The sequence below is a fragment of the Streptomyces sp. NPDC088706 genome (genome assembly GCF_044752765.1).
GTDB lineage: Bacteria > Actinomycetota > Actinomycetes > Streptomycetales > Streptomycetaceae > Streptomyces.
Genome location: NZ_JBIVLW010000012.1, coordinates 159756 through 181212, shown reverse-complemented (window position 1 = coordinate 181212; position 21457 = coordinate 159756). Strand labels below are relative to the sequence as shown.

The window sequence follows — 21457 nt, the reverse complement described above, 5'->3', positions numbered from 1 at the left end:
CCCGATCATCGTGTCAGTGACCTCCCCCACGGGCGTGCGGTGAAACACCTGTCCGCAAGACCGTCCGTGCCTCTGACACCATGGCATGTGTGAGCTTTCCCTATGTCGCCCCAGTTTCGCAGACGTGAGGGGACCGACGCTCTTCCGTGATACGAGAGGAGCGCGCTCCCTGCTCACCGGTGGCCGGGAATTCCCATGGATGTTCCGGCCCGGCTCCCGACACCCGAATCGCAGATCAGGACCAAAGTGGCGTATTCATACGAAGCCCCAGTTTCGCAGTCGCTGTTCGACCGGGCGTCCGTCGTGACGCCCGGCGGCGTGAACTCACCCGTGCGTGCCTTCCGGGCCGTGGGCGGTACGCCCCGGTTCATGGTCTCCGGTACCGGTCCGTACCTCACCGACGCCGACGGCCGGGAGTACGTCGACCTCGTGTGCTCGTGGGGGCCGATGATTCTCGGCCACTCCCACCCCGAGGTCATCGCCGCCGTCCAGGAAGCGGTCTCCCGGGGAACCTCCTTCGGTACGCCGGGTGAGGGCGAGGTCGCGCTGGCCGAGGAGATCGTGGCGCGGGTCACGCCGGTCGAGCAGGTCCGGCTGGTCTCCTCCGGCACCGAGGCGACGATGTCGGCGATCCGGCTGGCCCGCGGCTTCACCGGCCGGGCCAAGGTCGTGAAGTTCGCCGGCTGCTACCACGGCCACGTGGACGCCCTGCTGGCCGCGGCCGGTTCCGGCCTCGCCACCTTCGGCCTCCCCGATACGCCCGGCGTCACGGGCGCCACGGCCGGGGACACCGTCGTGCTGCCGTACAACGACCTGGACGCCGTGCGGGCCGCCTTCGCCGCACACCCCGGCGAGATCGCCTGCGTCATCACCGAGGCCTCGCCCGGCAACATGGGCGTCGTCCCGCCCGCCGACGGCTTCAACGCCGGGCTCAAGGAGCTCTGCGCGGCCAACGGCGCCCTGTACATCTCCGACGAGGTCATGACGGGCTTCCGTACGTCGAAGGCCGGCTGGTACGGCATCGACGGCGTCCGACCCGACCTGATGACCTTCGGCAAGGTCATGGGCGGCGGCTTCCCCGCCGCGGCCTTCGGCGGCCGCGCCGACGTGATGGCGCACCTCGCCCCGGCCGGCCCGGTCTACCAGGCGGGCACCTTGTCGGGTAACCCGGTGGCCACCGCCGCCGGCCTCGCCCAGTTGCGGCTGCTCGACGACGCGGCGTACGCGAAGATCGACGCGGTCTCCGCCGAACTGCGCTCCCTGGTGGGTGACGCGTTCACCAGGGAAGGCGTCGCGCACACCGTCTCCTCGGCGAGCAACATGTTCTCGGTCTTCTTCACCGACCGGCCCGTCCGGAACTACGACGACGCCAAGAAGCAGGAGGCCTTCCGCTTCACCGCCTTCTTCCACTCGATGCTGGAGCAGGGCGTCTACCTGCCTCCCTCCGCCTTCGAGTCCTGGTTCGTCTCCACCGCCCACGACGAGCGGGCCATCGAGCGGATCGCCGCCGCCCTGCCCGCCGCCGCCCGCGCCGCATCGGAGGCCACCGCATGAGCAGCGAGAACGCCCGACGCGAGGACTTCACCGTGGTGCACCTGATGCGCCATGGCGAGGTGCACAACCCGGACGGTGTGCTCTACGGGCGGCGCGCCGGGTACAGCCTCTCCGAGCTGGGCCGGCAGATGGCCGACAGGGTCGCCGGCCACCTGGCGAAGCGCGACATCACCCATGTCGTCGCCTCCCCGCTGGAGCGCGCCCAGGAGACGGCCGAGCCCATCGCCAAGTCGCACGGCCTGGACCTGGTCACCGACGAGCGGCTCATCGAGGCCGGCAACGTCTTCGAGGGCAAGACCTTCGGCGTCGGCGACGGGGCGCTGCGCAAGCCGGACAACTGGAAGCACCTCACCAACCCGTTCAAGCCGTCCTGGGGTGAGCCGTACATCGAGCAGGTCGTCCGCATGATGGGCGCGCTCGACGCCGCCAAGGACGCGGCGCGCGGGCACGAGGCGGTCTGCGTCAGCCACCAGCTGCCGATCTGGATCGTCCGCTCCTTCGTAGAGCGCCGCAGGCTCTGGCACGACCCGCGCAAGCGCCAGTGCACGCTGGCCTCGCTGACCAGCTTCACCTACCAGGGCGACAAGATCGTCTCGGTGGGCTACTCGGAGCCGGCCCGGGACCTGGTGCCGGCGCACCTGCTGGCCGGGGCCAGGCCGGTGAAGGGGAAGTCGAAGGCCTTCGGCGCGTAACCCCGCTCAGCCCGCCACGTGCCGTGAACCTACGGGACCGACCGCCGCCGCGGTCGGTCCCGTTCTCATTGCCGGCGGGGCTGCGCGTTGGTGGGGCTCCGCGTTGCCGGTGGGGCCGTGCGTTGCCGGTGGGGTTCCACGTTGCCGGTGGGGCTGCGCGTTGCCGGTGGGGCTGCGCGGCGCCGGCGGGGCGAGGGCCGGGGCCGTGCGGGACAGGAGGTGTCGGCGCGTTAGATTAGGTTAGCCTTAGCTAACTCAGACGTGACGAGAGCGGTGGAGCCATGACGCGTACTGCCCCGACCGACGTCCCCGATCCGAGCCCGGCACCGCGGTCCGGCCCGGTGAGGCGGCCCGCCGATGAGTGACTGTACGGACGTGGCCGCCACCCACCGGTCCCTCACCGGCCCCCGTGTCGCCCGGCTCGCCCGGCAGCTCGAAGGCGCCCGGGACGACGCCGCCCGGGCCGCCCTCGCCGAGGCATTCTGGGCCGAGGCCGCCCGCACCGGCACCCCCCTCGTGGAGGAGCTCGACGACGACCCCGGCCGGCGGGCCGTCACCTTCCTGTGGCGCGGCCACCGTGCCACCCGCCAGGTCCTGCTGATGGCCCCGGGCCTCACCGACCGCGAGCGGCTCGCCGACTCGCTCCTGCGCCACCTGCCGGGCACCGACGTCTGGTACCTCACCCACCGGCTGCGCGCGGACCACCGCGGCTCCTACCGGATGGTGGCCGACATCTCCACCGGGCCCGCCCCCACCGATCCCGCCCTGCTCCAGCGGCGGCTGCTGGCGCTGCGGGCGCACGGCGGGGCCGACCCGCTCAACCCGGTCCGGATACCGACCCGTTGGCGTGACGCGCAGGACTCGGTCCTCGCCCTGCCCGACGCCCCGCCCCAGCCCTGGGCCGACCGGCGGAGCGACATCCCGCGCGGCGGCGTCGAGCGGCACACCGTGGCGGCCGGTGTCCTCGGCGCCGAGCGGGACGTGTGGGTCTACCTGCCGCCGGACGCCGTCCCGTTCCGGCCGGCGCGCGAGCCGGGGGAGCGGGGCCGGCTGCCCCTGCTGGTGCTCTGCGACGGGGACATGTGGTTCGGCCGGCTCGGCCTCCAGGACACGCTGGACGCGCTGATCGCCGACGGGGCCCTCCCGCCGCTGGCCGTCCTCGCCCCGGACGCCGTCGACACCCGCACGCGCCGGTCGGAGCTGGGCGGGCGGGAGAGTTACGTCTCCTTCCTGGCCGACGAGGTGCTGCCCTGGGCGGGTGCCCGGTGGCCGCTGACCGCGCGGGCCGACCGGACGGTGGTGGCCGGCCAGGGGCTCGGGGGGATGACCGCGCTGTACGCCGGTCTCACCCGGCCCGAGCGGTTCGGCGGGATCGTCGCGCAGTCCCCGTCGCTGTGGTGGCGGCCGGGGCTCGAACCCGGCGCCGTGGCCCCGGACGCGGCCGGGACGCCCTGGCTGGCCACGCTCGCCGCCGGACTCCGTGACGGGCTCCCGGACGGGCGTGAGGCGAGGGGCGGAGCGCGCGGAGCCGTCGTCCACTTCGATGTCGGCCTGCACGAGGGCGCCTTGGCGGAACACACCGAGGCCCTTCGGGCGGTGCTCCGCGCCCGGGGCCACCGGGTCACCCGCGATCTCCACAGCGGCGGCCACGACTACGCCTGCTGGCGGGGGTTCCTGGCGGACGCGCTGGTGGAGCTGCTGGGGACCAGCCTTGACGTGGACGCGGCAGAGTCCCAGGGTGGGACGGGCCCCGCCCCCCGCCGCGCCCGGAGTCGCTCGGGACTGCCCGCAGGCCCGGCCATCAGGTAAAGCGTAGAGAAAGTCCCCAATTGCACGGAACCGTCGCGTCACTCAAGGCCTCTCACTCTCCAGCAGTTTGTATGACCTTGAGATAAAACGACCGCAGATGGGGACGACATGCGCGACATCAACCGAAGGGGACTGCTCGGCGCGGGGCTCGGCACCGCGGCCGCGATCGGACTCGCCGGCTGTGGTTTCTCCAGTTCCTCCGCTTCCTCGGAGGGCGGCCGGCCGGGCGGCGGCGACGGTGGCAAGGGTGACACCGGCACCGGCGGCAAGGGCGGCGGAAACGATACGCCGAAGAACAAGGTCCGCCCGATCGGCGACGGCTCCACCGCCGACACCGGAAAGCAGCCCCGTCAGCCCGCCGCGCCCGTCCCGCTCGAACCCGGCCAGACGCCGCCGCAGTTCGTGATCCTTTCCTGGGACGGGGCGGGCGAGGTCGGCAACGGGCTCTTCCCGCGCTTTCTCGAACTGGCCGACGAGCACGACGCCGCGATGACCTTCTTCCTCTCCGGGCTGTATCTGCTGCCCGAATCGAAGAAATCCCTCTACCGCCCGCCGAACAACCCCCGCGGCGCCTCCGACATCGGCTATCTCACCGACGGCCATGTCAAGGACACGCTGAAGTACGTACGCCAGGCCTGGCTGGACGGCCATGAGATCGGCACCCACTTCAACGGGCACTTCTGCGGCGGTTCCGGTTCCGTCGAACGCTGGACCCCCGCGCAATGGCAGAGCGAGATCGATCAGGCTGTGTCCTTCGTCACGAAATGGCGGACCAACACCGGCTGGCAGAACGAGGACCCGCTGCCGTTCGACTACCGGAAGGAGTTGATCGGCGGTCGCACCCCCTGTCTGCTCGGCCAGGACAATCTGCTGCCCACCGCGGCCAAGATGGGCTGGCGCTACGACGCCAGCTCGCCCGGCGGCCGCCAGATGTGGCCCGTGAAACGCGGCGGGGTCTGGGACCTCCCGCTCCAGGCCATGCCGTTCCCCGGCCACTCCTTCGAGGTCCTCTCGATGGACTACAACATCCTCGCCAACCAGTCGCAGAATTCGACCACGGGGATGCCCTCGCGTTATCCGGGCTGGCGCAACCAGGCGACCGGCGCGTATCTCGCCGGATTCGAGCGCGCCTACACGACGAATCGCGCGCCCTTCTTCATCGGCAATCACTTCGAGGAGTGGAACGGTGGCATCTATATGGACGCCGTGGAAGAAGTGATCAAGAAGACCGCCGGTAAGAAGGACGTGCGCCTCGTCTCCTTCCGGCAGTTCGTCGACTGGCTCGACGTGCAGGATCCCGCGGTCCTCGCCAAGCTCCGCACCCTGGAGGTGGGACAGTCACCCGCGGGCGGCTGGAACTCCTTCTTTAAACCGGCCTGACAAGGGGCTTTACGGGCACCGAGGGGGGTGCGGGAGATCCCCGGAACTGCCATGCGAAACTTTTCACATGAGCTTTGGCCGCGCACCCCGACGCCGCTTCACCCTCCTCGCCGCGACCGCCGTGGCCGGTGCCCTGACGCTGTCCGCGTGCGGCGACGGCAACAAGGCCCAGGGCGGGGGCAACACGAACTTCGTCACCGGCAGCGGGGGCATCTCCACCGTCGCCAAGAGCGAGCGCCCGGACGCGCCGAAGCTCCGGGGCGAGGGCCTGGACGGCAAGCCGCTCGACCTCGCCGACTTCAAGGGCAAGGTCGTCGTGCTCAACGTCTGGGGGTCCTGGTGCGGCCCCTGCCGCCTGGAGGCGAAGTACTTCGCGCAGGTCTCCGAGGAGACGGCCGGCCAGGGCGTGCAGTTCCTCGGCATCAACACCCGCGACGCGCAGCGGGACCCCGCGGTGAACTTCGAGAAGGACTACGGGGTCACCTACCCGAGCTTCTTCGACCCGATCGGCAAGCTCATCCTCCGCTTCCCCAAGGGCACCGTGAACCCGCAGGCCATCCCCTCGACCGTGGTGGTCGACCGGGACGGGAAGATCGCGGCGCGCACGCTCCAGCCGCTGGACGCCGAGCAGCTGCGCGAGATGATCGACCCGATCGTCGCGGAGAAGTGATCCGGTGATCCCGCTCGCCGCGTACGACGACACCGTCGTGAGCACCGTCACGCTGGCCGCGTACAACGACACCGTCGTGAGCGGGGCCCTGCTGCTGGCCGTGCCCGTCGCCCTGCTGGCCGGACTGATCTCCTTCTTCTCGCCCTGCGTCCTGCCGCTCGTCCCCGGCTACCTGAGTTACGTCACCGGGGTCAGCGGCACCGACCTGGCCGAGGCCCGGCGCGGCCGGGTGGTGGCGGGCGCCTCGCTCTTCGTCCTCGGCTTCACCGCCGTGTTCGCCTCCACCGGGGCGCTCTTCGGCTACTTCGGCAACGAGCTCCAGACGCACGCCGGCGTGCTCAACAAGGTCCTCGGCGCCCTGATGATCCTCATGGGTATCTTCTTCATGGGGCTCCTGCCGGGGGTGACGCAGCGCGAGTTCCGCCTTCACAGGCGGCCGGTGACCGGGCTGGCCGGCGCGCCGCTGCTCGGCGCCCTGTTCGGGATCGGCTGGACGCCGTGCATCGGCCCGACGCTCTCCTCGGTGCTGTTCCTCTCCGCCGAGAGCGCCACCGCCGGACGCGGCGCGATACTGACCGTCGCGTACTGTCTCGGACTCGGCGTCCCGTTCATCCTGGCCGCGATCGCCTTCCGCAAGGCACTCGGCGCGTTCGGCTGGGTCAAGCGCCACTACGCGTGGGTGATGCGGATCGGCGGCGGCATGATGATCGTGACCGGGGTCCTGCTGCTGACCGGTGTGTGGGCCACGCTGATGCAGCAGATGCAGGGCTGGTCCAGCGGCTTCGTTGTGGGGATCTGAGTTCATGAGCAAGGCGAACAGCACGGACACCGGCGCTCCCATCGACGCCGCCGCGGCCGAGCGCGAGCAGGAGCGTGTCGACCACGCCGCCGGCGAGCGGCTCTCCACCGCGCCCCGCGAGGAACGGCCCGAGACCGGTGGTGGCGTGCCCGCGATGGGGGTGATCGGCTGGGTCCGCTGGTTCTGGCGCCAGCTCACCTCGATGCGGGTCGCGCTGATCCTGCTCTTCCTGCTCTCCCTGGGCGCCATCCCCGGCTCGCTGATCCCGCAGACCAGCGTCGACGACCTGAAGGTCCAGAACTTCAAGGACCAGCACACCACCCTCACGCCGGTCTACGAGAAGCTCCAGCTCTTCGACGTCTACAGCTCGGTGTGGTTCTCCGCGATCTACATCCTGCTGTTCGTCTCGCTGATCGGCTGCATCGTGCCGCGCACCGGCCAGTTCGTCGGCCAGCTCCGCAGCCGCCCGCCGGGCGCCCCGAAGCGGCTGACCCGGCTGCCCGCCTACACCACCTGGCGCACCGACGCGGAGCCCGGGCAGGTCCGCGAGGCGGCCCTCGGCGTGCTGGGCGGGCGGCGCTTCCGGGCGCACACGGTGGGCGACGCGGTCGCCGCCGAGAAGGGCTACCTCCGCGAGGCGGGGAACCTGGTCTTCCACATCGCGCTGATCGTGATGCTGGTGGCCTTCGCCGCCGGCCAGCTCCTCAAGTCCGAGGGCGGCAAGCTGGCCGTGGAGGGCGACGGCTTCGCCAACACGCTCACCCAGTACGACGACTTCAAGTCCGGCTCGCTCTACGACCCGGACTCGCTGGCCCCCTTCAGCTTCGTCCTGGACGACTTCGTCGGTACGTACGAGGAGAGCGGCCCGCAGCGTGGCACGCCCCGTACCTTCGAGGCCCGGGTGCGGTACACCGAGGGCGCCGAGGGACCCGAGCGCAAGGGCGTCATCCGCGTCAACGAACCGCTCGTCGTGGACGGCACCAAGGTCTATCTCATCGCCCACGGTTACGCCCCCGTCGTCACCGTCCGGGACGGCAAGGGCAAGGTCGTCTCGCGGAACTCCGTACCGCTGCTGCCCATCGACAACAACATCACCTCCACCGGCGCGATCAAGGTGATGGACGGCTACCGCGACAGGACCGGTGCCAAGACGCAGCTCGGCTTCAAGGCCTTCTTCGTGCCGACCTTCGCGGGCCACGGCAAGGGCCAGATGTTCTCGCAGTTCCCCGGCGCGGAGTTCCCGGTACTGGCGCTGAGCGCCTACCGCGGCTCCCTCGGGGTGGACTCCGGCCTGCCGCAGAACGTCTACCAGCTCGACACGTCCAAGATGAAGGAGTTCAAGAACCAGGACGGCGAGCTGCTCAAGAAGATGCTGCGCCCCGGTGAGAAGCTGGACCTGCCCGACGGTGAGGGTTCGATCACCTTCGAGGGCGTCGAGGAGTGGGCCAGCTTCCAGATCTCGCAGCAGCCGGGCACCGGCTGGGCGCTCGGCGGCGCCGTCGCCGCCATCGCCGGACTCGCCGCCTCGCTGTTCATCCAGCGCCGCCGGGTGTGGGTCCGGGCGGTCCGGGGCGCGGACGGGGTGACCGTCGTGGAGATGGCGGGCCTGGGCCGCAGCGAGTCCGCCAAGCTCCCCGAGGAGCTGGGCGACCTCGCGGCCGCCCTGGTCACGACGGCGCCGGTCGCGCCGGAGAAACCTGACGCGCCGGAGAAACCTGACGCGAACGAGGCCGGGAGCCGGCCCGTACATCCTGCCGAAGCACCTGCCGAAGGGGCTGAGAAGTGAATCTCGCCGCCGCAACCAACGAGAGCCTGGCGCACACCAGCAATGTGCTGATCTATTCGTCGATGGCCGTCTACACCCTGGCCTTCTTCGCGCACATCGCGGAGTGGGTCATGGGCAGCCGCAGCAAGGTCGGCCGCACGGCCGCCGCGCTGTCCGGCTCCGCGGCCGGCGGGCCGGCCGCCCCGGTGGTCGTCCGGTCCGGCTCCACCGCCGTGCTGGAGCGGCCGAAGGTCGTCACCCGCGCCGCCGCCGGGACCCGGGACGTGCCGGACGGGCCCGGGGCCGCGGGCGGCACGTTCCAGGGCGACCTGTGGGGCCGGATCGCGGTCTCGCTGACCGTGGTGGCCTTCGCCGTGGAGGCGGGCGGTGTCGCCACCCGGGCCCTCTCGGTGCAGCGGGCCCCCTGGGCCAACATGTACGAGTTCTCGATCACCTTCTCCACCGTGGCGGTCGGCTCGTACCTGGTGCTGCTCGCGCTGAGGAAGAACGCGCGCTGGATCGGCCTCCCGCTGGTCACCACGGTCCTGCTGGACCTCGGCATCGCGGTCACGACGCTCTACACCGACAGCGACCAGCTGGTACCCGCGCTGCACTCGTACTGGCTGTGGATCCACGTCTCGACCGCGATCATCTGCGGCGCCGTCTTCTACCTCGGCGCGGTCGGCACGGTGCTCTACCTCTTCCGCGACAGCTACGAGAACAAGATCGCCTCGGGTGGTACGCCGGGGAGGTTCGCCGCCTCCGTCATGGAGCGGCTGCCCTCCGCCTCGTCGCTGGACAAGTTCGCGTACCGGATCAACGCGGCCGTCTTCCCGCTCTGGACGTTCACGATCATCGCGGGCGCCATCTGGGCGGGCGACGCCTGGGGCCGGTACTGGGGCTGGGACCCCAAGGAGGTCTGGTCCTTCATCACCTGGGTCGCCTACGCCGCCTACCTGCACGCCCGCGCCACGGCCGGCTGGAAGGGCCGCAAGGCCGCCTACCTGGCGCTGGTCGCCTTCGCCTGCTGGCTGTTCAACTACTACGGCGTGAACATCTTCGTCACCGGCCTGCACTCCTACGCCGGGGTCTGACACCGCGGCACACGGCTCCCCGGACGGCAGGCCCGTCCGGGGAGCCGTCGCGTGTCAGGCCTTCAGCGGGGTGTCCAGGACCGCCTTGCGGTGGCTGAACGTCTCCAGGGAGTAGCGGCCGTGGTAGTTGCCCATGCCGCTCTCGCCGACCCCGCCGAACGGCAGGTCCGAGACGGTCAGGTGGGCCAGCGGCAGCCCGATGCCGACGCCGCCCGACGACGTCTCGGCCAGCAGCCGCTCCCGTACGGCGGGGGAGTCGGTGAACGCGTACAGCGCCAGCGGCTTGTCCCGGTCGTTGATGAAGCCGATCGCCTCGTCCAGACCGTCCACCGTCACCACGGGCAGGATCGGGCCGAAGATCTCCTCGCCCATCACGGGCGCGTCCGGCGCCACATCGGCCAGCACGGTCGGCGCGATGTACTTCGTGTCACGGTCGTGGGCGCCGCCGGTCACCGTACGGCCGGAGTTCAGCAGACCCGTCAGCCGGTCGAAGTGACGCTCGTTCACGATCCGCCCGTACTCCGGGTGGTTCGCCGGGTCCGCCCCGAACAGCCCCGTCACCGCCGCCGCCAGCGCGTCCGCGAGGGCCGGGGCGGTCTCCGGGTCGGTCAGCACGTAGTCGGGAGCCACACAGGTCTGTCCCGCGTTGAGGAACTTGCCCGAGGCGAGCCGGTCGGCCACCGCCTCCAGGTCCGTACCCCGGTCGACGAAGACCGGGGACTTGCCGCCGAGCTCCAGGGTGACCGGCGTCAGGTGCTTGGCCGCGGCGGTCATCACGATCCGGCCGACCTTGCCGTTGCCGGTGTAGAAGATGTGGTCGAAGTGCTGGTCCAGCAGGGCGGTGGTCTCCTCGACCGCGCCCTCCACGACACCGACCGCGTCCGTGTCCAGGTACCGGGGCAGCAGCCGGGCCACGGCGGCGGAGGTCGCGGGCGCCAGCTCGCTGGGCTTGGCCACCACACAGTTCCCCGAGGCCAGGGCGCCCACCACGGGGGCGAGGAGGAGTTGCACCGGGTAGTTCCAGGGCGCGATGACCAGGACGACACCGAGCGGGTCCAGCACGGTGTGCGCGGTGGCACCGGTGGGGGCGAGGTGCGGCGGTACGGGGGCGGGCTCGGGCCGCAGCCACTCGGCGAGGTGCTCCAGCGTGTGGTCGATCTCGCGGACCGTGAAGTCGATCTCGGTCCGGTACGCCTCCTTGCGGCTCTTGCCCAGGTCGGCGCGGAGGGCGTCGGCGAGGTCGTCGCCGTGCTCGGTGAGCAGGGCGCGCAGCCGCTGGAGCTGGTCGGTCCGCCAGGCGGCCTCCTTGGTGCGGCCGGTGCGGAAGGTGGTGCGGAGGCGGGCGACGAGCTCGGCGGGGCTTTCGGGCATGGGGGGCTCCTCAAGGGGGTCACGCGTGCTCCTTCAGAGGGGGCGCGCGTGCGGTGCCTGTTTCTGCGTTACCCCTTCGAGAATGGCCGACGACACCCCCGTGGCGCGCCCACCGCGCCGGTCGGAAAGATCACCCCTGCCGCGAGGAATAGCCCGTCAGGTAGTGGGCGGGGTCTTGTCGTCGGGGCCCGTGCCGCCCTCGCCGCGCCCCCGCTCCTCCTCGGCCTCCGCCTTCCTGGCGTCCTCGTCGTCCTTGTCGTCCTTGTCGTCCCTGAGCGACTTGAGGAAATCGGGGTTGTCGTCCGGGGCGACCCACTGCTGCCGGCGGCCGCCCCGCTGCCAGGAGGAGAGCCCGGCGCCCCCGGCCGCGCTGTGGCGCACCTTGCCGGCGAAGAGCCAGCCGATCGAGCCGACGACCCAGAACAGCAGGATGATGAAGACCCAGGCGATCTTGGGCAGATGTTTGGTGTCCTCCTCCGGGGTGTTCAGGCAGTCGATGAAGGCGTAGATCATCAGAGCCAGCGGCACGATGAACATCAGGGCTCTCATGGCGCTTCCCCCAGTGGAGCGGCGGCGGGGCTCGGTGTTCCCCGGTGTCGCGGCCAGGGTACCGGCTGGCCGCCGTGGATCCGGGGCCCGGAGCCGGGGGAGCCCCGGCGGGGCCGCGCGGGCGGGGATGACAAACTGGACCGCATGGCTTACGACGATCTCCGCTCCCTGCTCCGGGCTCTTGAACGCGATGGTGATCTCAAGCGCGTCAAGGCCGAGGTCGATCCTCATCTGGAGGTCGGCGAGATCGTCGACCGGGTGAACAAGGCGGGCGGGCCGGCCCTGCTGTTCGAGAACGTCAAGGGGTCCTCGATGCCCCTGGCCATGAACGTCTTCGGCACCGACCGGCGCCTGCTCAAGGCGCTCGGGCTGACGTCGTACAGCGACATCAGCGACAAGATCGGCGGGCTGCTCAAGCCGGAACTGCCGCAGGGCTTCGTCGGCGTACGGGAGGCCTTCGGCAAGCTCGGCTCGATGATCCACGTACCGCCGAAGAAGGTGAAGTCCGACGACGCGCCGGTCCAGGAAGTGGTGCTCCAGGGCGACCAGGTCGACCTGGAGAAGCTGCCCGCGCTCTTCACCTGGCCCGGTGACGGCGGCTCCTTCTTCAACCTGGGCCTCACCCACACCAAGCACCCCGAGACCGGCGTACGGAACCTGGGGCTCTACCGGCTCCAGCGCCACGACAAGCGCACGATCGGGATGCACTGGCAGATCCACAAGGACTCCGCCAACCACTACCAGGTCGCCGCCCGGCGCGGTGAGCGGCTGCCCGTCGCCATCGCCTTCGGCGCGCCGCCCGCCGTGACGTACGCCTCCACCGCGCCGCTGCCCGGGGACATCGACGAGTACCTCTTCGCCGGCTTCGTCCAGGGCAAGCGGATCGAGATGGTCGACTGCAAGACCGTGCCGCTCCAGGTCCCCGCCCAGGCCGAGGTCGTCATCGAGGGGTGGCTGGAGCCGGGCGAGATGCTGCCGGAGGGCCCGTTCGGGGACCACACCGGGTTCTACACCCCGCAGGAACCGTTCCCCGCACTGACCATCGACTGCGTCACCATGCGCAGGCGCCCGCTGCTCCAGTCCATCGTGGTGGGCCGGCCGCCGACCGAGGACGGGCCGCTGGGCCGGGCCACGGAGCGGTTCTTCCTGCCGCTGCTGAAGATCATCGTGCCGGACATCGTGGACTACCACCTTCCCGAGGCGGGCGGTTTCCACAACTGCGCGATCGTCTCGATCGACAAGAAGTACCCCAAGCACGCGCAGAAGGTGATGAGCGCGATCTGGGGCGCGCACATGATGTCGCTGACCAAGCTGATCGTGGTCGTCGACTCCGACTGCGACGTCCACGATCTGCACGAGGTCGCCTGGCGGGCGCTCGGCAACACCGACTACGCCCGGGACCTGACCGTCACCGAGGGCCCGGTCGACCACCTGGACCACGCCTCGTACCAGCAGTTCTGGGGTGGCAAGGCGGGCATCGACGCCACCCGGAAGCTGCCCACGGAGGGCTACACCCGGGACGGGGGCTGGCCGGAGATGGTCGTCTCCGACCCGGAGACGGCGGCGAAGGTCGACCGCCGCTGGAAGGAGTACGGACTGTGAGCAGCGCGGCGGAGGCGGCGTCGGTCCACGGGCCCGCGCCGTCGGGCAGCAGGGTGAGGTCCTTCCTGCGGCTGGTGATGATCGAGCACTCGGTCTTCGCGCTGCCGTTCGCGTACATCGCCGCGCTGACCGCGATGTTCCAGCTGGATGGCACGATCCACTGGGGCGTCCTGCTGCTCGTCACGCTGGCGATGGTGGGGCTGCGGACGTTCGCGATGGCCGCCAACCGGATCATCGACCGGGAGATCGACGCCCGTAACCCGCGCACCGCGGGCCGCGAGCTGGTCACCGGCGCGGTGTCGGTGAAGTCGGCGTGGACGGGGGCGCTCGTCGCGCTCGCCGTCTTCCTGGGCGCCGCCGCGCTGCTCAACCCGCTCTGCCTGATGCTCGCGCCGCTCGCGGTCGTGCCGATGGTGGTCTATCCGTACGGCAAGCGGTTCACGAACTTCCCGCACGCCATCCTGGGGCTCGCGCAGGCCATCGGGCCGATCGGCGCCTGGCTCGCGGTGACGGGCTGCTGGTCGTGGGACGCGGTGATCCTGGGGCTGGCCGTCGGCATCTGGATCGGTGGCTTCGACCTGATCTTCGCCTGCCAGGATGTCCAGGCCGACCGGGCCCACGGGGTGCTCTCCTTCCCGGCCCGCTTCGGCATCCCGGCGGCGCTGTGGGGCGCGCGGGTCTGCCATGCGGTCACGACCGGGCTGCTGGTCTGGTTCGGCCTGGCGACGGACGCGGAGATCTTCTACTGGATCGGCATGGCGATCGTCGCGGTGGCGTTCGTCTACGAGCACCGGGTGGTGCGGCCGCACGATCTGTCCCGGCTGAACCGCGCCTTCTTCTCCGTCAACGGCTTCATCGGTATGGCGCTGTTCGCCTGCGCGCTGCTCGACCTGCTGGTGCGCGGCCTGACCCCGTAGGACCGCTCCCCGGCGCGTGGTTCAGACCGTGACCAGGTTGTCGGGGCCGCGGCGCGCGGGCGGGCGGCGGAAGAAGAAGGCCGCCGCCACGCCGCCTATGAGGCCGAAGAGGTGGCCCTGCCAGCTGACGCCCGAGTCGGTGGGCAGGACGCCCCAGAGCAGCGAGCCGTAGACCACGGCGACCCCGATGCCTGTCAGGACGTCCCAGGGGCGGCGGTCCACGAAGCCGCGCACCAGCAGATAGCCCAGCAGCCCGAAGACCACGCCGGAGGCGCCGAGCGTCACCGTGAAGGCGGGCGCGGTCAGCCACACGCCGACCCCGCTGACCAGGACGATCGTCACGACGACGGCGGCGAACCGGCGCAGCCCGCCGAGGGCGGCGATGAAGCCGAGGACCAGCAGCGGCACGCTGTTGGAGGCGACGTGCTCCCAGCCGCTGTGCAGGAACGCGGCGGGTATGACGTCACGCAGCTCGGCCGTCTCGCGCGGGCTGATGCCATAGGTGTCCAGGGCGTGTCCGGTCGCCACGTCGACCCCTTCGAGGATCCACAGCAGCGCGACCCAGCCCGCCATCAGGAGGCCCGCCGTGAGCGCCCGGGCGCCGCCGGTCCTGGTGGAGCCGGTGTCGCGGTCGGTTGTCCAGTAGTCGCCCATGGTCTGCCCCTGCCCCCGGGTTGCGGTCATCCGGTGAACGTCCCGGCCCGCCGCCCGGTTCCGGGTGCGGGGCGCCGGGGCGTGCCGGATAGGCTCGCAGGTGTGGAATCCGGGACTTCAGTGACTCATCAGCGGCGGCGGCCTTGGATTGTCGGGGTGTCCGGTGCTTCGGGGACTCCGTTCGCCGCCGCCGTCCTGCGCGGGCTGCTGGCGGGCGGCGAGAGCGTGGATCTGGTGGTGAGCCGGGCATCGCGGCTCACCCTGCTGGACGAGACCGGTATCGCCTTCCGGGACGGGCACTGGCGCGAGGACCTGCGCTGTTGGCTGGATCGTGGCGCCGACGGGAAGCCGGACGCCTTCGCGGTGGACGACGCGGAGCTGGAGCGCGTACGCCACTGGCCGGCCGGTGATCTGGCCGCCGGGCCGTCCTCCGGGTCGTACCCGGCGAAGGGGATGCTCATCGTGCCGGCCTCGACGGCCTGTGTGGCCGGAGTGGCGCTCGGTCTGTCGAAGGACCTGCTCCAGCGGGCCGCGAGCGTGACGCTCAAGGAGCGCCGGCCGCTCGTCGTCGCGGTGCGCGAGACCCCGCTGAGCGGCCAGACGCTGAAGCAGATGGTGGCCCTGGACGAGGCGGGCGCGGTCGTGCTGCCCGCCTCTCCGGCGTTCTACGCGGGCGCGACGCACATCCAGGACCTGGTGGACTTCGTCGCGGGGCGGGTGCTGGACGCGGCCGGGGTGGAACACCGGCTGTACCGCCGCTGGGAGGGAGAGCTCGGTGGCGGCTCCCGCAGCCCGGGTGAGTGAGCGGCGCGGGTCAGCGCTTCTTGGCGGTGCGCGGGGCGCGGGGCTGGTCGACGCGGTGGGCGGCGGCGGGCTGGTGGGCACGCGAGCGGTTGGCCAGGTCCTGCAGCTCGCGCATCCGGGCGTAGGCCATCTCGATCGTGTACACGGTGAAGTTCACTCCTGAAGATTCGAAAGCTTTTCTTGGATGTTCTAGAAGATTTGCAGGGTCTGAGCCCTGCATGCCTTAGATTCTACACGTAAACTCGCGGTACTGCTGAACAATGGAAGGTTTCAGTCATATGGACGCGGTGGACAGGCAGCTCATCCAGGCCCTCAGGGAGAACGGCAGGGCCTCGTACGCCGAGCTGGGACGGCTCGTGGGGCTCTCCGGGCCCAGCGTCACCGACCGCATCAACCGGCTGGAAACCGCCGGTGTCATCACCGGCTACCGCGCCACCGTCGACTCGGCCTCGCTCGGCCTCGGCGTCACCGCGCTGATCGGGATCTCCCTCTCGGACGCCGCCGACCACGAGGACGTGGCGCGCCGGCTCAAGGACCTCGCGGAGATCGAGGACTGCTGGTTCATCGCGGGCGACGACTCGTACATGCTCAAGGTCCGGGTCGGTGACGTGGACGGCCTGGAGAAGACGATCCGCCGTCTGAGCGGCACGAAGGGCGTCTCGCGGACCCGTACCACGATCGTGCTCTCCACCAAGTGGGAGAACCGGGTCGGGGAACTTCCCGAGGAGTCGTAGGCGTACGGTTGGTGCGGTCTGTTGTACGGAGGAATGGGAGGCGGCCAGGTGGACGCGGGACTCAAGCGCGAGCTGGAGCAGAAGGTCCGGGCCGGCGAGCGGCTGACCCGCGAGGACGGGATCGCGCTCTACGCGTCCGACGACCTGGCGTGGCTCGGCGGGCTGGCGCACGAGGTGCGCACCCGTAAGAACGGCGACGTGGTGCACTTCAACGTCAACCGCCACCTCAACATGACCAACGTGTGCACCGCCTCGTGCGCGTACTGCTCCTTCCAGCGCAAGCCGGGCGAGAAGGACGCGTACACGATGCGGATCGAGGAGGCCGTCAGCCTGGCCAAGGCGATGGAGGACGAGAATCTCACCGAGCTGCACATCGTCAACGGGCTGCACCCCAACCTCCCGTGGCGCTACTACCCGCGCTCGCTCAGCGCGCTGAAGGAAGCCCTGCCGGACGTGGCGCTGAAGGCGTTCACGGCGACGGAGATCCACCACTTCGAGACCATCTCCGGCCTGAGCGCCTCCGAGATCCTCGACGAGCTGATCGAGGCCGGTCTGGAGTCGCTGACCGGTGGCGGCGCGGAGATCTTCGACTGGGAGGTCCGCCAGCACATCGTCGACCACCGCACCCACTGGGAGGACTGGTCGCGCATCCACCGCCTCGCGCACGAGAAGGGGCTCAAGACCCCCGCGACGATGCTGTACGGGCACATCGAGGAGCCCCGGCACCGCGTCGACCACGTGCTGCGGCTGCGCGAGATGCAGGACGAGACCGGCGGCTTCCAGGTCTTCATCCCGCTGCGCTACCAGCACGACTTCGTCGACATGAAGGACGGCAAGGTCCGCAACAAGCTCCAGGCGCGCACGACGATGGCGACCGGCGCCGAGGCGCTGAAGACCTTCGCCGTCTCCCGGCTGCTGTTCGACAACGTGCCGCACGTCAAGGTCTTCTGGGTGATGCACGGCGTGCAGACCGCCCAGCTCGCGCTCCAGCACGGCGCGGACGACATGGACGGTTCGGTCGTCGAGTACAAGATCACGCACGACGCCGACGACTTCGGTACGCCGAACAAGCTCGGCCGTGAGGACCTGCTGGACCTGATCCGCGAGGCGGGCTTCCGGCCGGTGGAGCGGAACACCCGGTACGAGATCCTGCGCGAGTACCCGGGCCCGGATGCGGACCGGCGCGAGTCGCCGCAGCCGATGCGGGTCTGAGACGCGCCCCCTCCACCGGTTCGTACGAGAGCCCCGGCCACCGTCCCCGGCCGGGGCTTTCTCGCGTTCCGGACCGGGTTGAGCGGGCGTACCGGTAATGGTTACTCTCGCTCCATGCCTCTTACCTTTGAGCTGGATCCCGCGTTCTCGCCGGCCCTGCGCGACGGCATCACCGCCTTGTGGGCGGACGTCAGCAACGCGGGCGGCGCCGTGGGCTTCGTCCCGCCCGTCACGGCCGAGGAGATCCGGCCCGATCTGCTCAAGCACCTGCTCGCCATCGAGCAGGGCCGCACCCGGCTGCTCGTCGGCCGCGACGAGGACGGGGCCGTGGCCGCCACGGCCTTCCTCACCCTCAACGACCACCGGCTGATGAAGCACTGGCTGTGGCTCTACACCGTCATGGTCCACCCCCGCCACCAGGGCAAGGGGTACGGCCGCGACCTCATGGCCGCCACCGCCGGCGCGGCCCGCTCCATCGAGGGCATCGAGGCGATCCGCCTCACCTGCCGCGGCGGCACCGGCGCCGACCGCTTCTACACCGCCTGCGGCTACCAGGAGGTCGGCCGGGTCCCGGGCGGCATCCGGGTCGCCCCGGGCGACGACCGCGACGACATCGTCATGCTGCTCCCGCTGCGCCCGGCACCCGTCCGAGCTGGGAGGTGACCGCCCCGGGAACCCCCTGAACCCTGAGAATCCGGACCATGCTTCACTGGACGGGCAGGACGGTACAGAGAGTTCGCGAGTTCATGGGAAGAGAGGGCCGGCCGTGTCCGCTGCCAAGCCGAGCGCAATGATCCGGTACACGGCGTTGCGTCTGTTGATCTTCGTCGGCTGCTTCTTCGTCGCCGGTGTCGCCGTCCACTTCGGCCTCATCCCCTCCGGGCTCGGCGGCTCCAACGCCGTCTGGGTGATCCTGCTCGGCCTCGTCCTCTCCGCCCCGCTCAGCTTCGTGCTGCTGCGCAAGCAGCGCGACGAGATGTCCGCGCAGATCGTCTCCTCGGTCGACCGGACCAAGGCCCGCCTCGACGCCAACCGCACCCGCGAGGACGCCGTTCAGTAAGGTTCCTCACACGCCGCGCCCCGCACGGGCCGCGCCCCACGCACGTCCCCACAGGGCCCCAGGCCGGAGCAGATCGCTCCAGTACTGGGGCTTCCGGCGTTTCCGGGGGGTCCGGAAGGCTGGTCGGGAGGCGGTTTGCCCGATGTATCCGCTATCTCCCCTCTCTCCTGGTCAAAGAGAGGCTTTGAGGATCCCAAAGTTCAAGTGTTAACGTGTTCGACATGAAGACAGCAGTGCGCCTCCGTCATGCCCCGGGCATTCCGCTCGTGGCGCGCCTGCATGTCGATCTCTGCCGCTGTATGTCCGCGGTCTGTTGCCGCAAGGTCTGATACGGCATCATGCAGCGGCGCCGCCCTCGACGCGGGCGCCGCGACCCCGTCCCCGTTCCACCGCACGACCGTACGTCTGTCCTCGTACGACCCGATGCGTCCCCACTGGAGTGTGTCCGTGTCCGCGAATCCCGCGTCCGCCGCCCCCGAGGCCGAGCAGCCGTCCACCGGCTCCGGCCCCGGTTCACGTCTACCCAAGGTCCCCTTCTGGGCCCAGATCGTCGCCGGTCTGGTCCTCGGTGTCCTGCTCGGCTGGATCGCCCGCAGCCAGGACGTCTCCTGGCTCGTCACCACGCTCGACAAGGTCGGCTCGATCTTCGTCCAGCTGCTGAAGCTGGCCGTCGCCCCGCTGGTCTTCTTCGCGATCCTGGTGTCGATCACCAACCTGCGCAAGGTCAACAACGCCGCCCGGCTGGCCACCCGCACCCTGCTCTGGTTCATGGTCACATCGCTGATCGCGGTCGCCATCGGCCTCGCGATCGGCCTGATCACCAACCCGGGCTCCGGCACCGGCCTCACGCCGAAGGACGGCGAGCTGCCCGAGAACCGGGGCAGCTGGATCGACTTCCTGACCGGCATCATCCCGGAGAACGTGATCACCCCGTTCACCGAGCTGAACGTGCTCCAGATCGTCTTCATGGCGGCCGTCGCCGGTATCGCGGCCCTCCAGCTCGGCGAGAAGGCCCAGCCGATCCTCACGCTCAGCCAGTCGATCCTGGAGCTCCTCCAGAAGGCCCTGTGGTGGGTCATCCGCCTCGCCCCGATCGGCACCGTCGGCCTCATCGGCTACGCCATCGCCACCTACGGCTGGGACCTGATCAGCAAGTACGCCACCTTCACCGCCGACGTCTACATCGGCTGCATCCTGGTGATGTTCGGTGTCTACCCGCTGCTCCTGGCCACCGTCGCCAAGGTCAGCCCGCTCCAGTTCTTCAAGGGTGCCTGGCCCGCGATCCAGCTCGCCTTCGTCTCCCGCTCCTCGGTCGGCACCATGCCGGTCACCCAGCGGGTCACCGAGCGCCTCGGCGTTCCGAAGGAGTACGCCTCCTTCGCCGTCCCGTTCGGGGCGACCACGAAGATGGACGGTTGCGCCGCGATCTACCCGGCGCTGGCGGCGATCTTCATCGCGCAGATCTTCGACGTCCAGCTGGGCATCGGTGACTACCTGCTCATCGCCTTCGTCTCGGTGATCGGCTCGGCCGCCACCGCCGGTCTGACCGGCGCCACGGTCATGCTGACCCTGACCCTGTCCACCCTGGGCCTCCCGCTGGAGGGCGTCGGGCTGCTGCTGGCCATCGACCCGATCCTGGACATGATCCGCACCGCCACCAACGTGGCCGGTCAGGCGCTGGTCCCGGTCATCGTCTCGGCCCGCGAGAAGATCCTCGACCACGACGCGTACAACTCCGCCTCCGCCTCCCCGATCGACGCGTTCGGCCCGTCCGAGGACGCCGACCGGGACGGGGTCCACGACAAGGAGCCGAAGTCCGCGGTTGCGGCCACCGTCTAGCGGCAGCCCCCGTACGGCCCGAGCGCCCCGGGACCACCTCACGAGGTGGCCCGGGGCGCTCTCGCTTCCCGGGGGCCGGAACGGGCGGGCGTCGGGCGGCTGGGTGAGCGGGGCGGGCCCGGACCGCCGTACCCTTGCCGGGGAGCGGGACCGTGGGGCGGGGAGGAAGTCGGACGTGGGTGCTGTGAAGGGCAAACGGATGCCACGCGCCGTGCGTGAGCGGCAGATGATGGACGCCGCCGTGCAGACCTTCGGGCAGCGCGGGTACCGGGCCGCGTCGATGGACGAGATCGCGGAGCTGGCGGGCGTCTCCAAGCCGTTGGTCTACCTCTACCTGCATTCCAAGGAGGACCTGTTCTCCGCCTGCATCCGGCGCGAGGCGAAGGCCCTGGTGGAGGCGGTGCGGGCCGGGGTCGACCCGGAGCTGCCGGCCGACGGCCAACTCTGGTCGGGGCTGCGGGCGTTCTTCACCCACACCGCGGAGAACCCGGACGGCTGGGCGGTGCTGCACCGCCAGGCACGCTCGCACGGGGAGCCGTTCGTCAGCGAGGTCGTGGTGATGCGCGACGAGATCGTCGCGTTCGTGACGGGCCTGATCGGGGCCGCCGCCCGCGAGGCGCACCGCGACCCCGCCCTAGCGGACCGGGACGTGGCGGGCCTGGCCCAGGCTCTGGTGGGGGCCGCCGAGTCGCTGGCCGGCTGGGCCAACGACACCCCGGGCGTCTCGGCGAAGGAGGCCGCGGCGACGCTGATGAACTTCGCCTGGGCGGGCCTGGAGAACCTGATGCACGCCCGGCCCTGGCAGCCTCCGGCGGACGCCGTCTAGCTCGTACGGGACCGCCCGGATGAGCCCCGTCGGCCGGCGTGGTCCGAACGAGAGGCCGCGGATGCGCCGTACGGCGGTCGGAGCGGCGGGAGCCGGAGCGTCTCAGGAGGTGCGGGTCGGCGTGCT

At 70.7% G+C, this 21457-nt stretch carries 21 protein-coding genes; 17 read left to right on the top strand and 4 right to left on the bottom strand.

Features of this window, described 5'->3' with window-relative positions:
* Nucleotides 1-246: 246 nt before the first annotated feature.
* The 8 genes from hemL (at nt 247) to ccsB (ending at nt 9763) form a co-directional block, all read left to right on the top strand.
* Nucleotides 247-1554 (top strand): glutamate-1-semialdehyde 2,1-aminomutase, encoded by a 1308-nt coding sequence (gene hemL, locus ACIQAK_RS24575; protein WP_366391268.1) that lies wholly within the window; start codon nt 247-249, stop codon nt 1552-1554.
* Nucleotides 1551-2246 carry a histidine phosphatase family protein gene (locus tag ACIQAK_RS24570; RefSeq protein ID WP_366391267.1) on the top strand — a complete coding sequence of 232 codons (696 nt, stop codon included), beginning with the start codon at nt 1551-1553 and terminating at the stop codon, nt 2244-2246. The genes hemL and ACIQAK_RS24570 overlap by 4 nt, the downstream gene beginning before the upstream one ends.
* A gap of 357 nt (nt 2247-2603) precedes the next feature.
* Nucleotides 2604-4055, top strand: a complete 1452-nt coding sequence (gene fes / locus ACIQAK_RS24565; RefSeq protein ID WP_366391266.1) for an enterochelin esterase — start codon at nt 2604-2606, stop codon at nt 4053-4055.
* Nucleotides 4056-4163: 108 nt separating this feature from the next.
* The gene (locus ACIQAK_RS24560; protein WP_366391265.1) at nt 4164-5435 is read left to right on the top strand and encodes a hypothetical protein; all 1272 of its coding nucleotides are present in this window, start codon (nt 4164-4166) and stop codon (nt 5433-5435) included.
* A 67-nt stretch (nt 5436-5502) separates the two neighbouring features.
* Nucleotides 5503-6105, top strand: a complete 603-nt coding sequence (locus ACIQAK_RS24555) for a TlpA disulfide reductase family protein (RefSeq protein ID WP_366391264.1) — start codon at nt 5503-5505, stop codon at nt 6103-6105.
* A 4-nt stretch (nt 6106-6109) separates the two neighbouring features.
* Nucleotides 6110-6904 carry a cytochrome c biogenesis protein CcdA gene (locus tag ACIQAK_RS24550; protein ID WP_366391263.1) on the top strand — a complete coding sequence of 265 codons (795 nt, stop codon included), beginning with the start codon at nt 6110-6112 and terminating at the stop codon, nt 6902-6904.
* Nucleotides 6905-6908: 4 nt separating this feature from the next.
* Nucleotides 6909-8690 carry a cytochrome c biogenesis protein ResB gene (locus ACIQAK_RS24545; RefSeq protein WP_366391262.1) on the top strand — a complete coding sequence of 594 codons (1782 nt, stop codon included), beginning with the start codon at nt 6909-6911 and terminating at the stop codon, nt 8688-8690.
* Complete coding sequence (gene ccsB / locus ACIQAK_RS24540) at nt 8687-9763, top strand: c-type cytochrome biogenesis protein CcsB (protein WP_366391261.1); 1077 nt, start codon at nt 8687-8689, stop codon at nt 9761-9763. Before ACIQAK_RS24545 ends, ccsB begins: the two co-directional genes overlap by 4 nt.
* Before the next feature lie 54 nt (nt 9764-9817).
* Here the strand turns inward: ccsB and ACIQAK_RS24535 are convergent, their stop codons facing one another.
* Both ACIQAK_RS24535 and ACIQAK_RS24530 read right to left on the bottom strand, forming a co-directional pair.
* Nucleotides 9818-11134: an aldehyde dehydrogenase family protein gene (locus ACIQAK_RS24535; RefSeq protein WP_366391260.1), complete on the bottom strand. Its 1317-nt coding sequence runs from the start codon at nt 11132-11134 to the stop codon at nt 9818-9820.
* 156 nt (nt 11135-11290) lie between these two features.
* On the bottom strand, nt 11291-11671 hold the full coding sequence (locus ACIQAK_RS24530) for a PLD nuclease N-terminal domain-containing protein (protein ID WP_366391286.1): 381 nt from the start codon (nt 11669-11671) through the stop codon (nt 11291-11293).
* A gap of 156 nt (nt 11672-11827) precedes the next feature.
* Between ACIQAK_RS24530 and ACIQAK_RS24525 the strand changes: the two genes are divergently transcribed.
* The gene (locus ACIQAK_RS24525; protein WP_366391259.1) at nt 11828-13285 is read left to right on the top strand and encodes a menaquinone biosynthesis decarboxylase; all 1458 of its coding nucleotides are present in this window, start codon (nt 11828-11830) and stop codon (nt 13283-13285) included.
* On the top strand, nt 13282-14202 hold the full coding sequence (gene mqnP, locus ACIQAK_RS24520) for a menaquinone biosynthesis prenyltransferase MqnP (RefSeq protein ID WP_366391258.1): 921 nt from the start codon (nt 13282-13284) through the stop codon (nt 14200-14202). Before ACIQAK_RS24525 ends, mqnP begins: the two co-directional genes overlap by 4 nt.
* Nucleotides 14203-14223: 21 nt before the next feature.
* Here the strand turns inward: mqnP and ACIQAK_RS24515 are convergent, their stop codons facing one another.
* Nucleotides 14224-14856 carry a rhomboid family intramembrane serine protease gene (locus ACIQAK_RS24515; RefSeq protein WP_366391285.1) on the bottom strand — a complete coding sequence of 211 codons (633 nt, stop codon included), beginning with the start codon at nt 14854-14856 and terminating at the stop codon, nt 14224-14226.
* Between the two features lie 120 nt (nt 14857-14976).
* Here ACIQAK_RS24515 and ACIQAK_RS24510 point away from each other — a divergent pair, with 120 nt between their 5' ends.
* Nucleotides 14977-15660, top strand: a complete 684-nt coding sequence (locus ACIQAK_RS24510) for a UbiX family flavin prenyltransferase (RefSeq protein ID WP_366391284.1) — start codon at nt 14977-14979, stop codon at nt 15658-15660.
* A gap of 10 nt (nt 15661-15670) precedes the next feature.
* On the opposite strand, the gene ACIQAK_RS24505 is transcribed toward ACIQAK_RS24510, so the two are convergent.
* On the bottom strand, nt 15671-15817 hold the full coding sequence (locus ACIQAK_RS24505) for a hypothetical protein (RefSeq protein ID WP_366391287.1): 147 nt from the start codon (nt 15815-15817) through the stop codon (nt 15671-15673).
* A 121-nt stretch (nt 15818-15938) separates the two neighbouring features.
* On the opposite strand from ACIQAK_RS24505, the gene ACIQAK_RS24500 reads away from it, so the two are divergent.
* The 6 genes from ACIQAK_RS24500 to ACIQAK_RS24475 all read left to right on the top strand — a co-directional run bounded on the left by ACIQAK_RS24500 (nt 15939) and on the right by ACIQAK_RS24475 (nt 21331).
* On the top strand, nt 15939-16394 hold the full coding sequence (locus tag ACIQAK_RS24500; protein WP_010063935.1) for an Lrp/AsnC family transcriptional regulator: 456 nt from the start codon (nt 15939-15941) through the stop codon (nt 16392-16394).
* Between the two features lie 48 nt (nt 16395-16442).
* Nucleotides 16443-17606: an aminofutalosine synthase MqnE gene (gene mqnE / locus ACIQAK_RS24495; RefSeq protein WP_366391283.1), complete on the top strand. Its 1164-nt coding sequence runs from the start codon at nt 16443-16445 to the stop codon at nt 17604-17606.
* A 114-nt stretch (nt 17607-17720) separates the two neighbouring features.
* Entirely contained in the window at nt 17721-18269 is a 549-nt protein-coding gene (locus tag ACIQAK_RS24490; RefSeq protein WP_366391257.1) for a GNAT family N-acetyltransferase, read from the top strand.
* 103 nt (nt 18270-18372) lie between these two features.
* On the top strand, nt 18373-18666 hold the full coding sequence (locus ACIQAK_RS24485; RefSeq protein WP_366391256.1) for a DUF4229 domain-containing protein: 294 nt from the start codon (nt 18373-18375) through the stop codon (nt 18664-18666).
* 447 nt (nt 18667-19113) lie between these two features.
* Nucleotides 19114-20505: a dicarboxylate/amino acid:cation symporter gene (locus ACIQAK_RS24480; RefSeq protein WP_366391255.1), complete on the top strand. Its 1392-nt coding sequence runs from the start codon at nt 19114-19116 to the stop codon at nt 20503-20505.
* Between the two features lie 175 nt (nt 20506-20680).
* On the top strand, nt 20681-21331 hold the full coding sequence (locus ACIQAK_RS24475) for a TetR/AcrR family transcriptional regulator (RefSeq protein ID WP_366391254.1): 651 nt from the start codon (nt 20681-20683) through the stop codon (nt 21329-21331).
* The last annotated feature ends 126 nt before the right edge of the window (nt 21332-21457 follow it).

Bases quoted from the DNA above. Each gene is read 5' to 3' on its own strand.
- ACIQAK_RS24570 (WP_366391267.1), top strand. From the start codon at position 1,551: ATGAGCAGCGAGAACGCCCGACGCGAGGACTTCACCGTGGTGCACCTG.
- fes (WP_366391266.1), top strand. From the start codon at position 2,604: ATGAGTGACTGTACGGACGTGGCCGCCACCCACCGGTCCCTCACCGGC.
- ACIQAK_RS24560 (WP_366391265.1), top strand. From the start codon at position 4,164: ATGCGCGACATCAACCGAAGGGGACTGCTCGGCGCGGGGCTCGGCACC.
- ACIQAK_RS24555 (WP_366391264.1), top strand. From the start codon at position 5,503: ATGAGCTTTGGCCGCGCACCCCGACGCCGCTTCACCCTCCTCGCCGCG.
- ACIQAK_RS24545 (WP_366391262.1), top strand. From the start codon at position 6,909: ATGAGCAAGGCGAACAGCACGGACACCGGCGCTCCCATCGACGCCGCC.
- ACIQAK_RS24535 (WP_366391260.1), bottom strand. From the start codon at position 11,134: ATGCCCGAAAGCCCCGCCGAGCTCGTCGCCCGCCTCCGCACCACCTTC.
- ACIQAK_RS24530 (WP_366391286.1), bottom strand. From the start codon at position 11,671: ATGTTCATCGTGCCGCTGGCTCTGATGATCTACGCCTTCATCGACTGC.
- ACIQAK_RS24525 (WP_366391259.1), top strand. From the start codon at position 11,828: ATGGCTTACGACGATCTCCGCTCCCTGCTCCGGGCTCTTGAACGCGAT.
- ACIQAK_RS24515 (WP_366391285.1), bottom strand. From the start codon at position 14,856: ATGGGCGACTACTGGACAACCGACCGCGACACCGGCTCCACCAGGACC.
- ACIQAK_RS24500 (WP_010063935.1), top strand. From the start codon at position 15,939: ATGGACGCGGTGGACAGGCAGCTCATCCAGGCCCTCAGGGAGAACGGC.
- ACIQAK_RS24490 (WP_366391257.1), top strand. From the start codon at position 17,721: ATGCCTCTTACCTTTGAGCTGGATCCCGCGTTCTCGCCGGCCCTGCGC.